The organism is Promicromonospora soli (assembly GCF_014653785.1).
In the GTDB taxonomy this organism is placed as follows: Bacteria; Actinomycetota; Actinomycetes; order Actinomycetales; family Cellulomonadaceae; genus Promicromonospora; species Promicromonospora soli.
In genome coordinates, this window is the sequence record NZ_BNAS01000003.1 from 343,514 (window position 1) to 358,846 (window position 15,333).

The following is a 15,333-nucleotide window of genomic DNA, read 5'->3' on the forward strand; positions in this document are numbered from 1 at the left end:
CGGCGTCAGCCCTCGTCGCGCGTCGCCTCGTCGAGGTCCTCCAGCATCGACGTCGCGTCCTCGACCACCTCGGGCAGCCTGTGCCGCACGCCGTGCAGCAGCCAGCGCGCGAGCGCGAGCTCCCCCACGAGCATCGCGCGCTCGGCCAGGCGCGGGTCGCTCAGCTCGGTGCGGCGCAGCTGGTAGGCCTCCATGATCGAGTCGACGGCCTCCAGCGGCGCCGCCGCGATGAGCCAGGCGAGATCGTCGGCGGGGTCGGCCACGCGGGCCTCCGCCCAGCCCGAGACCGCAACTACTCGCTGCCGGTCCACGAGCAGCTGGTCCGGCGCCAGGTCGCCGTGCGCCACGACGGGCTTGAACTTCCACAGGGACACGTCCTCGAGCGCCATCTCCCAGCGGCGCAGCAGCGTCGGTGGGACCCGACCGGTCTTCGCCGCCTCGTCCACCTCGGTCAGCCGACGCTCGCGGTACTCGGACGCGGTGTAGCAAGGCAGCCCGCACGTCTCCACCACCGACGTCGGCAGCTCGTGGATCGCGGCGATGGCCCGGCCCAGGTCGGCGGCCAGCCCCGGGCCCGGCTCCAAGGCCTCGACATCGAGGTTGCTGCCGATGATCCGGCGGTGCACGACGGCGCGGCCGCCCTCCGGCAGCAGCGCGTAGCCCGCGACCTGCGGCACCACGAACGGGAGCACACCCGTGTCGATGTACAGCCTGAGCGCGTCGAGCAGCTCGATCTCGGCCTCCAGAGCTGCGCCGGCCACCGTGCTGCGCGGCGCGCGCACCACCCATTCCTGGTCGTCCTGGCCCGTGACGACGGCGACGTCGTAGTCGCCGGCCAGCTCGCCGACACGGACCGACTGGGCGTCGAGACCGGGTACGGCGGCGGTCGAGAGGGCGGCGAGAGCGAGGGGCGTGCGGGACACGTGCTCACCGTAGAGCAGCGCCCGCCGCGCCACGGGGCAGGACGATGGCGTGTCCCTGTGACACATCGGGCATCTCGAGCCCCGGCGGACGGTTACCGTCGTCCTGTGCGCTTCCTCGACCTCCCCTTCGCCCGTGCCGCCCACGACCGTGCCGCGCACCGGCGCGCTGAGCCCCGGCTCGTCGACGACCTTCTGAAGGAGAAGGACACCCGGGTGCTGGTGCTGCGCGGGAGCAGCGTGGCCGTGGTGGGGGAGCGGGTAGCGCTGTTCGCGCCCGACGACGTCGCACACCTCGCCGTGCGCACGCACTTCTTCCTCGGCGAGGCCGACGGCGTCGCGTACCTCTCGGCGGTCCTGCCGGAGCCTGCGCCGGACGATCAGCCCGAGCGTGAGCCCGACCTCGACGTCGGCTGGACCGGGATGCGCACGCTCGACATGCCCGATCTGGAGCAGGGCCTCGCCGTCGAGGCCATCGCCCTGGCCCAGTGGCACGCGGTGCACACTCACTGCCCACGATGCGGCGCGGAGACCGAGGTGACGCAGGGCGGCTGGGTCCGGCACTGTCCCGTAGACGACTCGAACCACTTTCCCCGCACCGATCCCGCGGTGATCATGGCGATCACCGACGCCGAGGACCGCCTGCTCCTGGCGCGCGGCCCGCAGTGGGGCCCGGGTCGCCGCTCGGTCCTGGCCGGCTTCGTGGAGCCGGGCGAGGGCCTCGAGCAGGCGGTGGCGCGCGAGACCCTGGAGGAGGTCGGCGTCGTTGTGGACCCCGAGTCGATCGAGTACCGCGGCAGCCAGTCGTGGCCGTTCCCGGCGTCCCTCATGCTGGGCTTCCGCGCTCGCGCGACCACCACGCGGCTGGTGCGGCAGGAGGACGAGATCGCTGAGGCGGACTGGTTCACCCGGGACGAGGTCGCCACGGCGGTGGCCGATGGCGACCTGGGCATGCCCGGGCGGGCCTCGATCGCACGCTCCCTGATCGAGGAGTGGTTCGGCGGCCGGATCGAGGACTGACCGAGGAGCCGTCCGCGTCAGGCCTGGCACCGTCTGGTCTGTTCCGCCACAGGCCCGGAGTCAGTTCGCCAGCGCGACCTTCACCGCCGCCAGTGACGGGTTCGTTGCAGCCGAGCCGTCCGGGTACACCACGGTAGGCACGGTCTGGTTGCCACCGTTGACCTGCTCCACGAAGGCGGCGGCCTCCGGCCACTCCTCGATGTCGATGACCGTGTAGCCGATGCCCTCCGAGTCGAGCTGCGTGCGCAGCCGACGGCAGTACCCGCACCAGGTGGTCGAGTACATGAGGACCGTGCCGGTCTCGGGGACCGGCGTGGACATCGGCGTGGTCGTCTCAGACATCTGTTCTCCTTGTCAGTGGTTGCTGCGAGAATCGCAGGCGATGCTCACCCAGACCAACTCGGCCGATGGTTCAAATCATCCTGGGCCGATGAGCCCCGACGCGATCCTGACCGCCCTCGATCCCGAGCAGCGCGAGGTAGCCCTCGCGCTCAACGGGCCGGTGGTCGTGCTCGCGGGAGCGGGTACGGGCAAGACGCGCGCCATCACGCACCGCATCGCGTACGGCGTCCGCATCGGGGCGTACCAGCCGACCAGCGTGCTGGCCGTGACGTTCACGGCTCGCGCGGCGGGCGAGATGCGCACGCGCCTGCGTGATCTCGGCGTACAGGGGGTGCAGGCCCGCACGTTCCACTCCGCGGCGCTGCGCCAGCTGGGCTACTTCTGGCCGCGCGTGGTGGGCGGCGCCCCGCCGCGCCTGCAGGAGTACAAGGCACCGATCATCGCGGAGGCGGCGCGGCGCGTAGGCCTCAGCGTCGACCGGGTGGCGGTCCGCGACCTGAGCAGCGAGGTGGAGTGGGCCAAGGTCTCGCTGATCACGGCGGACGACTACGAGAAGGCGTCGTACGCGGCCGGCCGCGAGGCGCCGTCGGGCTACGACGCGCAGGCGGTGGCCCGCCTCATCACGGCATACGAGGACGTGAAGACGGAGCGCGAGGTCATCGACTTCGAGGATGTGCTCCTCATGCTCGCGGACATGCTGAACAGCCACAAGATCGTGGCCGACGAGGTCCGCTCGCAGTACCGGCGCTTCGTCGTGGACGAGTACCAGGACGTCTCGCCGCTGCAGCAGTTCTTGCTGGACCAGTGGCTGGGCGGCCGCAAGGAGCTGTGCGTGGTCGGCGACCCGTCGCAGACCATCTACTCCTTCACCGGCGCCTCGCCGCGTCACCTCCTGCAGTTCCGGCGCACCTATCCCGAGGCGCAGGAGATCCGGCTCGTGCGCGACTACCGCTCCACGCCCCAGGTGGTGAACCTCGCCAACCAGGTGCTCAAGCGCGCGGGGCGCGCCGGCGGCGCGCACCAGGCGCTCGAGCTCGTCGCGCAGCGCGAGCCGGGCCCGCCCGTCACCTTCATGGCGTACGACGACGACGAGGCCGAGGCGAAGGGCATCGCCACCCGGGCCGCACGCCTGATCGGGTCGGGCGTGAAGCCGAGCGAGATCGCGGTGCTGTACCGCACCAACGCACAGTCGGAGGCGTTCGAGGCCGCGTTCGCCGACGCCGGTGTGGGCTACCTCGTGCGCGGTGGCCAGCGGTTCTTCCAGCGCAAGGAGGTGCGCGACGCGATGCTGCTGCTGCGCGGCGCCGCCCGCTCGGCCGACCCGGAGCTGCCCATGCAGGACCAGGTCCGCGACATCCTCTCCGCCGCCGGCTGGGCCGACCAGCCGCCCACCGCCCGCGGTGCCGCCAGGGAGCGCTGGGACGCGATGCAGGCGCTGGTCTCCCTCGCCGACGACCTGGCCGGCGCTGCGACCCCCGAGAGCCCGGCGACGGTCGCAGGCCTCGTGGCCGAGCTCGACGAGCGCGCCGCCGCACAGCACGCGCCGACCGTCGAGGGCGTCACGCTCGCCTCGCTGCACGCGGCAAAGGGCCTGGAGTGGGACGCCGTGTTCCTCGCGGGGATGAGCGAGGGCCTCATGCCCATCTCGCTGGCGGAGCGCGACGACGCCGTGCACGAGGAGCGTCGCCTGCTCTACGTGGGGATCACCCGCGCGCGCGTGCACCTGGAGCTGTCGTTCGGGCGCTCACGGAACCCGGGCGGTCGTGCCACGCGCAAGCGCACGAGGTTCCTCGACGGGCTGTGGCCGGACGAGCCGCGCGCGCCGCGCGCCCGCACGACCCAGAAGGGCCAGGCTCGCGCGCTGCTGACCGGTGAGCACGACGCCGCGCTCTTCGACGCCCTGCGCGACTGGCGGCTCGAGGTGGCACGAGAGACGGACAAGCCCGCCTACACGGTGCTCACGGACGCCACGCTGGCGGCCATCGCGGAGATCCGACCTTCGGGCACAGCCGAACTGGCTCGCGTGAATGGCATCGGCCCGGCCAAGATTGACAGGTACGGTGCCGCGATCCTCTCTATCGTGGCGAGTGCACCGGCTTCCTGAGTGGTCCCTCGAGCGGTTCGTCGGAGGACCTTTCGAGTGCTTCGGGTCCGCCTGGAACGGCCAGCCAGTGGGCCGCCCCGGGCTATCCGAAAAACTTCTCAAGAAAGTTTGGAAAAAGAGTTGGCCCGCTACGGCGGCCCGGCATAGTGTTCACATGTCCCTGACAGCAGTGGGCGAGACCGAGAAGGTCTGGCCCGGATTCGAGTGAGGAGGTGGGTGTCTTGGAGATGAACATGATTCCGCAGACGGATCTGCAGGTGTGCGCGTATGTGCTCGGCAACGAGCCCGTTCCGGCTACCGGCGCAGCTCTGTCTTTCCGCGCGCGCACTCACCGCGGAGGCGTCAAGCCGTCCGCTCTCGCACCCGACTCCGCATCTCCAGGAGACTCGCCGGTCTAACGACCGAAGAGATCCAGGCCGCGGAGTCCATCTAGGACCCGCGGCCTTAATTCTTGTCCGGAGCTCCAGCCCCATGAGGGCCGGCCGGCAGAGGATCTAGCCCGGGGTCCTGTTCCCCAAGACGTTCACCGACGACGTTCATCCTTACAGGACACAGGAGACAACCGTGCGCCTCACTGCGCTCCTCGACACTCTTCCCCAGGGCGGCTCGGGCCCCTGGGACCCGCCTCAACTCCCCGCCACGAGCGGGACCGGTTCGGACTCGGCGGAGTTCAACCGGCTCATGGACACACTGCTGCCGTGCCGTACCAACGACCCGGAGCTGTGGTTCGCCGAGCACAGCACGCAGGTGGAGCAGGCCAAGGCGCTCTGCCGTACGTGCCCCCTGATCGAGGGCTGCCTCGCCGGCGCTCTCGAGCGCAACGAGCCCTGGGGCGTCTGGGGCGGCGAGGTCTTCGTCGACGGCGCCGTTGTCGCCCGCAAGCGTGGCCGTGGCCGGCCGCGCAAGTCGGAGAACGTCGCCGCGGCGTGAGCGGAACCGCAGCCTGAGCCTGCGGTTCCGCTCACGTAGGTAGGACCACGCACCCGCAGCGCGGGTGCGGCTCCGCCGGCCGAGCGTGGGGGAGCCCGGCCGGGAGAGAGATCTCCAGGCACATGCCGACGGCCGCGGGCCGGTGCCCGTCCAGCTGGGCGAGCACCTGGCCCGCGGCCGTCGCCGCCGCCAAGGCGGCGAGCGTCGCCTCGTGCGTGGGCTCGGTCGTCTTGCGCAGCTGGGCGGCCAGCGCCGGCCACTCGCGGTCGGCGTCGGCGTGGGCGAGGTCCACGCAGGTCACGCACGCGGACCGGCCCGGCCTCACGAGCGGGCCAACCACCACGTCGGCCTCCCGCACCACCACCGGCAGGTGTGGCACCCCGAGGCCGAGCAGCCGCTGGTACCGCGCCGGGTGCGCGGCATGCGGCTCGGTCACCACGACGAGGTCGAGGGCCGTCGGGTCGAACCCTGTGCCGGCGCCGCCGGCGTCGTCCACCCGGACCGCGACGCGCGGGGAACGCTCCGCGAGCAGGGACCGCACGGCGTCGTCGCGTGCCTGTCCCACGTCGACCACCCGCAGGCCGCCCAGCCCGACGTCGGTGGTCTGCACCGGCAGCGGGTCGTGCAGCACCAGCCCGCCGACCCCGGCTGTCGCGAGGTGCAGCGCGACGGCCGTGCCCAGCCGCCCGAGGCCGACGAGGCCCACCACTCGCTCGGCGCGCTCGGCCAGGGTGGCCAGCCCGGCGCCGTCGGGCCGGAGCATGCCGAGCACCGTCGCGTCGGCCGCACCGTCGGCCGGTGCCGTCACCGCGCCCACGGTGGCCGGCACGGGGACCAGGACGCCCGCCCGGAACAGGGCGGTCATGATCTCGTCGCGCCGTTCGGTGGGCACCCCGCACCGCGCCGCCGACTGCTCGACCGTGACGTGCCGCCGCTCGGCGATCTCCTCGAGCCACGTCTCCTCGGCGGGGGTCAGGCCCGACAGCACGAACGACCAGCGGGGGTCCGATCCGCACTGCTTCTGGCCGCCGCCCCGGCTGAGCACGGGCGTACCGGGCCGCAGCCGGAGGAGGGGTGTGCGCTTCATGCCACCACGATGCCCGACGCCGCTGCTCACCCCCGGCGCTCGTCCACAGTTCCAGAGGTATATCCAAAGCATCGCGCGGACCGGAAGTTCCCCTGTGCGCCCAGAGCCAAATGGACGACACAGGGCTTGCCGACCCCGTTACGGTGAACACTATGAGCGACCAGCACCAGCCCGGCGATACTCCCCAGTCCTGGGAGGAGATGCTGCGCTCCATGCTCGGCGACGGCGCAGACGAAGTGATGGCCGAGATGCGCGAGCGGGGCATCGACCCGACGGCGCTCGGCGGACCGCCCGACCCGGTGATGATGCAGTACGCCCTGGCCCAGGTGCAGAAGATGCTCTCGGCCGAGGGCACCGGACCGGTCAACGCCGACGTCGCGCACGACGTCGCGCGGCAGGTAGCCGTCAGCGAGGGCGACCCGTCCCTGACGGGCAAGCAGGCCAAGGACGCCACGGAAGCGCTGGCGGTGGCTGAGCTCTGGCTCGACGCTGTCACGGACCTCCCGCCCGCGGGCGGGACGAGGCACGCGTGGAACCGGTCCGAGTGGGTCGAGGCCACGCTCCCCGTGTGGAACGAGCTCGCGGCGCCCGTCGCCTCGTCCGTCTCGGACGCGCTGGCCACCGTGCTGCGCGACCAGCTCCCCGAGGGTGTCGACGACGGCGAGGCCATCCCCGGGATGCCCGCCGGCGTGCTGCATGATCTCGGCGGCGCGATCGACCCGGCCCAGATGATGCGGCGGCTCGGCTCGGCCGTGTTCGGGATGCAGGTCGGCCAGGCCGCCGGCACGCTCTCGCGCGAGGTGTTCGGCGCCACCGACGTCGGCCTGCCGCTGCTCGACAGCCCCGACACCGTGCTCCTGCCCACCAACGTGGCCGCCTTCGCGGAGGGCCTGGACGCCCCGATCGAGGAGGTCCGGCATTTCCTGGCCGTGCGCGAGGCCGCCCACGCCCGGTTGTTCACCCATGTCCCGTGGCTCCGGTCGCACCTTCTGTCGATCGTGGAGCGCTACGCGCGCGGTATCACCATCGACCTCGACGCGCTCGAGGCACAGGTGCGCGACATCGACCTCGCCGACTCCGAGGCGCTGCGCAGCGCCCTGTCCGGCGGGGTGTTCGGGCTGCAGAACACGGCCGAGCAGAAGGCGGTGCTGCTCAACCTCGAGACCACGCTCGCGCTGGTGGAGGGCTGGGTGGACGAGGTCAGCACCATCGCCGCCCTGCCGCACCTCCCGCACGCCATCCCGCTGCGCGAGATGATCCGGCGCCGGCGCGCGGCCGGCGGGCCTGCCGAGCAGACGTTCTCGACGCTGGTCGGCCTGGAGCTGCGGCCGCGCCGGTCGCGCGACGCCGCGACCCTGTTCTCGATAGTGGCCCGCGCGCAGGGTCCCGCGGGGCGCGACGCCGTGTGGGACCACCCGGACCTGCTGCCCGGCACCGAGGACCTGGACGACCCGTCGGGCTACCTGGTGCGCCGGGAGGCCACGGAGCACGAGCACGCCGACGTGGACGCGGCGCTCAAGGAGATCTTCGGTGAGGACCCGGCCGCGAACGACTTGCCGGCCGACGAGGACGGCCCCGCCGACGGCCCGACCGACGAGGCGAAGTAGCTCAGTCTTCCCCGTCGTCTTCTTCGTCGTCGGAGGTGGTCTGGCCGGGTTCGTCCTGCGCGAACGACGCACCCTCCAGGAAGCCGCGCGCCCGGTCCGTCCGGGGGTAGACCTCGAGGATCTTCCAGAACTCCGGGCCGTGGCCGGCGTGCAGCAGGTGCGCGAGCTCGTGCAGCAGCACATAATCGAGCACCCAGGAGGGCATGCCCTGCAGCCGGGTGGAGACGCGGATGGAGCCGTCCAGCAGCGTGCACGACCCCCAGCGCCGGCCCTGGTTCGACGACCACCGCACGCTGGACGCCCTGGCCCTGCCGTCGAGGTACTTGGTGGAGAGCTCGCTCGCGCGGTCCATCAACTCCTGGTCGGACGGACGGCGGCGCCGTTCCTTGTCCTCGAGCCGGGCTACCATCTTGGCCACCCACTCCCGCTCCTGAGCCCGAGAGAAGCGCGCGGGAATGGCGACGATGGTTCGTCCACCGTCGCGATATGCGCTCACCGTGGCGGTGCGACGGCGGCTCCGGCGCACCTCCACGGACGTCAGGGCGTCGTGGGCCACGGAATGACCGTAGCGGTTATCGGCGCGACGTGGGGCATAACACACCGTTCTGGTGGCAAATCTTTGCACAACGTCGTAATGGGTAGCGTTGGCCGAACGCCCGTCGGAACCGCCGTCGGGGCAGCTTTCACGGAACCCTCAGTCAACTGAGGAATGATGGGCCGGTGACCGACATGCGCGACCTCCAGCACGCCTCGCATCCCGAGCCGTCGCCGTTCGACGACTCGCAGGTGGAGGTGGCACCGATCACGCGCCGCACCGTGACGCTGGGTGTGTCCCTGTTGGCCACGGCCGTCCTGGCCGCGGTCGCGCTGGTGGTGCCCACCCCGTACGCGATGCGTTCGCCGGGGCCCACCGAGGACACGCTGGGGCGAGACCTCATCCAGATCGACGGCGCCCGGACGTACGAGTCCACCGGGCAGCTGCGTCTGACGACGGTCTCGGTGCTGGGCGGACCGGGCTACCCGATGATGTCGGGACAGGTGATCCAGGGCTGGCTGGACCCGAGGCGCTCGGTGCTTCCGGTGGAGGCGGTCTTCCCCGAGGCGACCACCAAGGAGGAGCAGCAGGAGGTCAGCCAGGCCGAGATGGTGTCGTCGCAGGAGTCGGCCACGGCCGCGGCGCTCACCGAGCTCGGCTACGACGTGCCCGCCGTCCTGGACGTCGCGGGCACGGAGCCCGGCTCCGGGGCCGAGGGCAAGCTCAACGAGGGCGACGTCATCGAGGAGTTCCAGGGCGAGCCCGTCGGCACCTACGCGGACCTCATCGACGGGCTCGCCGAGACGACGCCGGGCGACGACGTGACGCTCGGCGTCCAGCGCGGCAACCGCACGCTGGACGTCACGATCACGACCGCCGGCAACGGCCAGCGCGCAGTGCTCGGCGTCTTCATCGACCCGCATTACGACTTCCCCGTGGACGTCTCCATCGAGATCGAGAACATCGGCGGACCCAGCGCGGGCACCATGTTCGCTCTCGGCATCATCGACAAGCTCACACCCGAGGACGAGGCCGACGGCGAGATCATCGCCGGCACCGGGACGATGAGTCCGGAGGGCACGGTGGGCGCCATCGGTGGCATCGAGCAGAAGCTGTACGGCGCCGTCCGGGACGACGCGGAGTGGTTCCTCGCCCCCGCTGACAACTGCGAGCAGGTGGTGGGCAACGTGCCCGACGGGCTCAACGTGGTGAAGGTGGCGACGCTCGCGGAGGCGCGGGACGCCGTCGAGCAGATCGGGCGCGGCGAGGGCGCGGACCTCCCGACGTGCTCCTGATGTGCGCGTGATGTGTTCGTGACCTGGGTGTCGAACCGTTGACCACGTGTTGCACATCTGGAGGATGTGGGAACCTTGTGCTGGGAACCTTGAGCAGCGCCTGGCCGTTCCATCTGGGTACGGCCCAACCATTTGATGACGTGAGGTAACGCAGTCGTGTCCTTCGCCGCAGCACCTCGCCGCCCTTCCGGCGGCGCCCCCCGAGCCCGACGACGCAGTCCGCTGGGGGTGGCGATCGTTGCGGTCGCCATCGTGATCGCAGCCCTGCTCCTCCTTGCCCAGTTCTGGACCGAGGTGATGTGGTTCGGGCAGGCCGGCTTCTCCCGGGTGATCTGGACCGAGTGGGGCATGCGGGCAGCCCTGTTCGCCGTCGGCTTCGTGGTCATGGCCGGCGCCGTGTTCTGGTCGTTCACCGCGGCCTACCGCGCGCGCCCCATCTACGCGCCGAGCACCCCTGAGCAGGCGACGCTCGACCAGTACCGCGAGGCGGTGGAGCCGCTGCGCCGGGTCGTGATGATCGCCGCGCCGGTCCTGGTCGGCTTCTTCGCGGGTGTCGCGGCGTCGGCGCAGTGGCGCACGGTGCTGCTCGCATTCAACAGCGAGCCGTTCGGCGAGACCGACCCGCAGTTCGGCATGGACCTCGGGTTCTTCGTCTTCCTGCTGCCCGCGCTGCGGTTCAGCGTCGGGTTCCTCATCTCGGTGGTGGTGATCGCGGGCATCGCCGGGCTGATCACGCACTACCTGTACGGCGGGCTCCGGGTCGGCCCGGCGGCCGCGGGCGGGCCCCGCACCACGCCTGCCGCGCGCATCCACCTGGCCATCGTCGGCGCGGTGCTGCTGCTGCTCATCGCCGCGAACTACTGGCTCGACAGGTACTCGATCCTGACGAACGCGGGCGACCGGTTCGACGGCGCCTCGTACTCCGACGTGCACGCCGTGATCCCCGCCAAGGGCATCCTCACGGTGGTCGCGATCTTCGTCGCCGCCCTGTTCATCGTCACCGCGTTCCGTGGCGACTGGCGCCTGCCGGCGATCGGCGTAGGGCTCATGGTGGTGTCCGCTATCGCGATCGGCGGCATCTACCCGGCCGTCGTCCAGCGTTTCCAGGTCAACCCGAACGCGCAGGAGCTTGAGGCCGAGTACATCCAGCGCAACATCGACGCGACCCTCTCGGCGTTCGATATCGACGACGTCGAGAAGGAGCAGTACGACGCCACGACCCAGGCGGAGGAAGGTGCCCTGCGGTCGGACGCCGACACCGCGGCGTCGATCCGCCTGCTGGACCCGCAGGTCGTGTCGCCCTCGTTCCGCCAGCTGCAGCAGAACAAGCAGTACTACAACTTCGACGACTCCCTGTCGGTCGACAAGTACGAGATCGACGGCGAGTCCCGCGACACCGTGATCGCGGTGCGCGAGCTCAACCTCGACGGCCTGGGCCAGGACCAGCGCAACTGGGTCAACGACCACACCGTGTACACGCACGGCTACGGCGTCGTCGCCGCCTACGGCAACCAGCCCGGCCCGGACGGACGCCCCGCGTTCTTCGAGGGTGGTATCCCGTCGCAGGGTGCGATCACCGACGAAGAGGGCGGCTACGAGCCGCGCATCTACTTCAGCCCGAAGACCGAGACCTACTCGGTTGTCGGCGCGCCTGAGGGCACCAAGGCATGGGAGCTGGACTACCAGGCCGACCAGGCGGACGACGGCGGCCAGGTCAACACGACGTTCACCGGCGACGCCGGCCCCAGCGTCGGTTCGTTCGGGAGCAAGCTGCTGTTCGCGCTGAAGTTCGGCGAGGAGCAGCTCCTGTTCTCCGACCGCGTGACGAGCGAGTCGCAGATCCTGTACGACCGTGACCCGCAGCAGCGCGTCCACAAGGTCGCGCCGTGGCTCACCCTCGACAACCGGGTGTACCCGGCGGTCGTGGACGGCCGCGTGAAGTGGATCATCGACGCGTACACCACAACCGACGAGTTCCCGTACTCGTCGTCGACCCCGCTCGACGAGGCGGTGGCGGACACGCTCACCACGCAGACCGGCGCTCCCGTCGAGCTGCCCGAAGAGGTCAACTACATCCGCAACTCGGTGAAGGCCACGGTCGACGCGTACGACGGGTCGGTCGACCTGTACGCGTGGGACGCCGAGGACCCGATCCTCAAGGCCTGGACCAACGTCTTCCCGACGTCGGTCAAGCCGATGGAGGAGATCTCCGGCGACCTGATGAGCCACCTGCGGTACCCCGAGGACCTGTTCAAGGTGCAGCGCACCCTTCTCAGCCAGTACCACGTGACGAACTCCGCCGAGTTCTTCTCGGGCCAGGACTTCTGGAACAACCCGACCGACCCGACGTCGGAGTCGACCACCGCGCCGCTGCAGCCGCCGTACTACCTGACGCTGCAGATGCCGGGGCAGGAGGAGCCGTCGTTCTCCCTGACGTCGACCTTCATCCCGGGCGGTAACACGGACCGTGAGGTGCTCACCGGGTTCCTCGCCGTGGACGCCGACGCCGGGAACGAGGCCGGCGTCAAGGCCGAGGACTACGGCAAGCTACGCCTGCTCGAGCTGCCACGAGATACGACGGTGCCCGGCCCCGGCCAGGTGCAGAACAACTTCGACTCGAACCCGACGATCTCGGAGCAGCTGAACATCCTGCAGATCGGCGCGTCCACGGTGCGGCGCGGCAACCAGCTCACCCTGCCCGTGGGTGGCGGTCTGCTGTACGTGCAGCCGGTGTACATCCAGTCGACCGGTGGCACGCAGTTCCCGCTGCTGCGCAAGGTCCTGGTCGCGTTCGGTGACGACATCGGCTTCGCCGACACGCTGGACGAGGCGCTGGACCAGGTGTTCGGCGGTGACTCGGGTGCTCAGGCGGGCGACGCGGGCACCGCAGAGGACGAGGCGCCGACCGCCCCGCCCACCGCAGAACCGGGCGCGGAGCCGACCGAGGAGCCGACCACCGAGCCCACGGAGGAGCCCACCGAAGCGCCGACCGGCGAGCCTTCCACCGAGCTGGAGGCCGCGCTGCGGGAGGCGGCCGACGCCATGGAGGACGCCAACGCGGCACAGCGAGAAGGTGACTGGGCCGCCTACGGCGAGGCTCAGGACCGCCTCCAGCAGGCCCTGGAGGACGCGATAGCGGCCGAGGAGGCGCAGAACTCCGCTCCGTGACGTCCCTCGCGCCCTGAGCGCTGACGGCGAAGGCTCCCTGGTGTCCGCACCGGGGAGCCTCTGCCTTTCCCGAAGTCGCTCTCAGCCGAGCCGGCGGGCGACCACCACCGAGTTGATGACCTCGTCGGTGGGGTGCACCACCTCGAGCACCTGGAAGTCCGGCATGGCACCCAGGTCCACGGGCGGGTACAGGAGGGTGCGCAGGCCGCGCGCGCTGCGCGCGAGCAGCAGTGCCCCGGGCCGCATCGAGGCGGCCACCTTCCGGAGGATCCCGGCCTTGGCCGACGGCGTCTCGCCCACCAGCGCCGCGAGCACCACGGCGTCGTACCCCGTAAGTCCGACGTCGGCGGCGTCGGCCTGCTCGAACCGGACCGCCGTCGACCCGAGCCGGTCCGCCACCTGCCGCGCGAGGGCGACCGCCGTGGCATCCCGGTCCAGGCCGACGACGGAGGCGCCGAGCGCGTCGGCGTACCCGAGGGCACTGAGGGGAAGCGGTCCGCTGCCGAGGACGGCCACCGACGTCGGCGTGCCACCCGAGTGGGTAAGCAGGCGAGCCTCGAGGGCAGTGAGCCGGCGGTAGTTGTCGAGGTAGGGAAACGCGGCGAGCGCGGCCCGCGGGTCGGACGCGGTGACTATCTGTTCCGCCCAGGCGTGTTCGAGCGCGGTCTCGCCGCGCGCGGCGAGGTCGCGGACGGCCGCCCTGCGACGGTGCACCCCGGGGTGCGTCAGGATGTCCTGTGCCTGGCGGTCCGGCGTCGCGAGGACCGTTTGCACCAGGTCGCCGAAGAGTGCGTCAGTGCGGGGATCCGGCCGCAGGTGGGGCAGTGCGGCAAGCTGGTCGGTGAGGTGGACGATCCGGTCCGCGGTCAGGGTGGTATCGCTCAGCTCCGTCGTCATGGGGACGATCGTTCCAGGCCGGATCGGTTCGATCGCCTGTGACCTGCGTCTCTACCGCCCGGCCCGGTTTGCACTCAGCTGCTGGGGGTGCGTAAAGTAGGGGTTACCGCCGCGGGGTGGAGCAGTTCGGTAGCTCGCTGGGCTCATAACCCAGAGGTCGCAGGTTCAAATCCTGCCCCCGCTACGAATGTGATGTCGCAGGACATCGGAATGGCCCGAACCCACGAAATATGGGTTCGGGCCATTGTCATGTCCGGGGTTGGTGCCGCGTGGCTGGTAGTCGCGGGCGAGGTTGATGGTGAGCTCGCGCAGGATCTCGCCGGTGGCGGCGTTGATGATCTGGACGTCGAGGTCGTGGACCAGGAGCAGGACGTGGGTTCCTGCGTGGGTTCGTCCGACGCCGATGTGGCGTAGCTTGCCGGCGATGCGGAGGGTGACGCAGCCGGTCTTGTCGATCTTGTCGGTGCGGAGCCGGTCGTGGCTGTCGGTCCGGGCGCTGGTGCTGGGCGTGGCTTTGGGTGTGGTGCGGTAGGCGACTGCTGGGGGCTGCCTGTGTGGCAGGGATCGGTGCGGGCGGTGATGGTTGTACTCCTGGACGAAGGCGTCGATCAGGGTCTGCAGCTGGGTGAGTGTGGCCGGCTGGGCCGGTTGGGCGCGGAGCCATTTCTTCATCGTCTGCTGGAAGCGTTCGACCTTGCCCTGGGTGGTGGGGTGGTTGGGCCGGCCGTTCTTCTGGACGATGCCGAGCTGGCGTAGCTCGTGCTCGAGATGGTTACGACCGCCCTGGCGTCCGTGACCGGCTAGGCGCACGGTGTAGACCATGCCGTTGTCGGTCAGCACTGATGCGGGGTGTCCGTGCTGGTCACACGCTTGCCGGAAGGTGCTCAGGACGATCGGGGCGGTGATCGCCTGGTGGGCGCTGATGTGCAGGGCGTAGCGCGAGTGGTCGTCCAGCCAGGTGATGATCTCCACGTCGGGCCCCGGGCGGCCGGCGGGCGTGACCAGTCGGTAGTGGGTGAAGTCGGACTGCCAGGTCTCGTTGGGCTGGGCTGCGGCGAACCGAATGTACGAGCTCTTGGGGCGTTTCTTCGGCTCGCGGGTGACGGCGCCCTCGCGGGACAGGATCCGATGGATCGTGGCCCGTGAGAGCGTGGTCTGGTGGTGGTGGGTCAGGTGCCAGGCGATGGTGTCGGCGCCGGCGTCCAGGCCCTTGTCGCGCAGCTGCTTGCGTAGCGTCAGAACCTGTTGGACGACCTCGGGCGCAGTCGCTGCCGGGGTGGTGTGCGGGCGGCGGGAGCGGGGCTCGAACGCGGCCTCACCCTCGGTTCGGTAGCGCTTCAGGAGCCGGGAAACCCAACCCTGGGAGACGCCGTAGCGGCGGGCGACCGCGGTGATGACCAGACGTCGTTTCGACATGGCCGGGGTGTA

Annotated in this window: 12 protein-coding genes and 1 tRNA gene; 7 read left to right on the top strand and 6 right to left on the bottom strand. The window is 70.8% G+C overall.

Annotation, left to right across the window (positions count from 1 at the left end):
* Nucleotides 1–5: 5 nt before the first annotated feature.
* Nucleotides 6–923, bottom strand: coding sequence for a phosphotransferase (locus IE250_RS11635; protein ID WP_189669448.1), 918 nt, complete (start codon nt 921–923; stop codon nt 6–8).
* 105 nt (nt 924–1,028) lie between these two features.
* Here IE250_RS11635 and nudC point away from each other — a divergent pair, with 105 nt between their 5' ends.
* A complete protein-coding gene (gene nudC, locus IE250_RS11640) occupies nt 1,029–1,940 on the top strand; it encodes an NAD(+) diphosphatase (RefSeq protein ID WP_189669449.1) in 912 nt (303 codons plus the stop codon).
* A gap of 60 nt (nt 1,941–2,000) precedes the next feature.
* Here the strand turns inward: nudC and IE250_RS11645 are convergent, their stop codons facing one another.
* A complete protein-coding gene (locus tag IE250_RS11645; protein ID WP_229872371.1) occupies nt 2,001–2,282 on the bottom strand; it encodes a mycoredoxin in 282 nt (93 codons plus the stop codon).
* Between the two features lie 88 nt (nt 2,283–2,370).
* Between IE250_RS11645 and IE250_RS11650 the strand changes: the two genes are divergently transcribed.
* Both IE250_RS11650 and IE250_RS11655 read left to right on the top strand, forming a co-directional pair.
* On the top strand, nt 2,371–4,386 hold the full coding sequence (locus tag IE250_RS11650; protein ID WP_189669450.1) for an ATP-dependent helicase: 2,016 nt from the start codon (nt 2,371–2,373) through the stop codon (nt 4,384–4,386).
* 564 nt (nt 4,387–4,950) lie between these two features.
* Nucleotides 4,951–5,316, top strand: coding sequence for a WhiB family transcriptional regulator (locus tag IE250_RS11655; RefSeq protein ID WP_308434127.1), 366 nt, complete (start codon nt 4,951–4,953; stop codon nt 5,314–5,316).
* Nucleotides 5,317–5,347: 31 nt separating this feature from the next.
* Here IE250_RS11655 and IE250_RS11660 read toward each other — a convergent pair whose 3' ends face one another.
* Nucleotides 5,348–6,403, bottom strand: coding sequence for a ThiF family adenylyltransferase (locus IE250_RS11660; RefSeq protein WP_189669451.1), 1,056 nt, complete (start codon nt 6,401–6,403; stop codon nt 5,348–5,350).
* Between the two features lie 152 nt (nt 6,404–6,555).
* On the opposite strand from IE250_RS11660, the gene IE250_RS11665 reads away from it, so the two are divergent.
* Nucleotides 6,556–8,010: a zinc-dependent metalloprotease gene (locus tag IE250_RS11665; RefSeq protein ID WP_189669452.1), complete on the top strand. Its 1,455-nt coding sequence runs from the start codon at nt 6,556–6,558 to the stop codon at nt 8,008–8,010.
* 1 nt (nt 8,011) lies between these two features.
* On the opposite strand, the gene IE250_RS11670 is transcribed toward IE250_RS11665, so the two are convergent.
* On the bottom strand, nt 8,012–8,566 hold the full coding sequence (locus tag IE250_RS11670) for a SprT-like domain-containing protein (protein ID WP_189669453.1): 555 nt from the start codon (nt 8,564–8,566) through the stop codon (nt 8,012–8,014).
* Nucleotides 8,567–8,739: 173 nt separating this feature from the next.
* Between IE250_RS11670 and IE250_RS11675 the strand changes: the two genes are divergently transcribed.
* Nucleotides 8,740–9,840: a YlbL family protein gene (locus IE250_RS11675; RefSeq protein ID WP_189669726.1), complete on the top strand. Its 1,101-nt coding sequence runs from the start codon at nt 8,740–8,742 to the stop codon at nt 9,838–9,840.
* Between the two features lie 156 nt (nt 9,841–9,996).
* Nucleotides 9,997–13,008 (top strand): UPF0182 family membrane protein, encoded by a 3,012-nt coding sequence (locus IE250_RS11680; protein WP_189669454.1) that lies wholly within the window; start codon nt 9,997–9,999, stop codon nt 13,006–13,008.
* Between the two features lie 81 nt (nt 13,009–13,089).
* Here IE250_RS11680 and IE250_RS11685 read toward each other — a convergent pair whose 3' ends face one another.
* Entirely contained in the window at nt 13,090–13,905 is an 816-nt protein-coding gene (locus IE250_RS11685) for a nicotianamine synthase family protein (protein ID WP_189669455.1), read from the bottom strand.
* Nucleotides 13,906–14,015: 110 nt separating this feature from the next.
* On the opposite strand from IE250_RS11685, the gene IE250_RS11690 reads away from it, so the two are divergent.
* A tRNA-Met gene (locus IE250_RS11690) sits at nt 14,016–14,089 on the top strand.
* On the opposite strand, the gene IE250_RS11695 is transcribed toward IE250_RS11690, so the two are convergent.
* On the bottom strand, nt 14,071–15,321 hold the full coding sequence (locus IE250_RS11695) for an IS481 family transposase (protein WP_229872372.1): 1,251 nt from the start codon (nt 15,319–15,321) through the stop codon (nt 14,071–14,073). The genes IE250_RS11690 and IE250_RS11695 overlap by 19 nt on opposite strands.
* Nucleotides 15,322–15,333 lie beyond the last annotated feature (12 nt).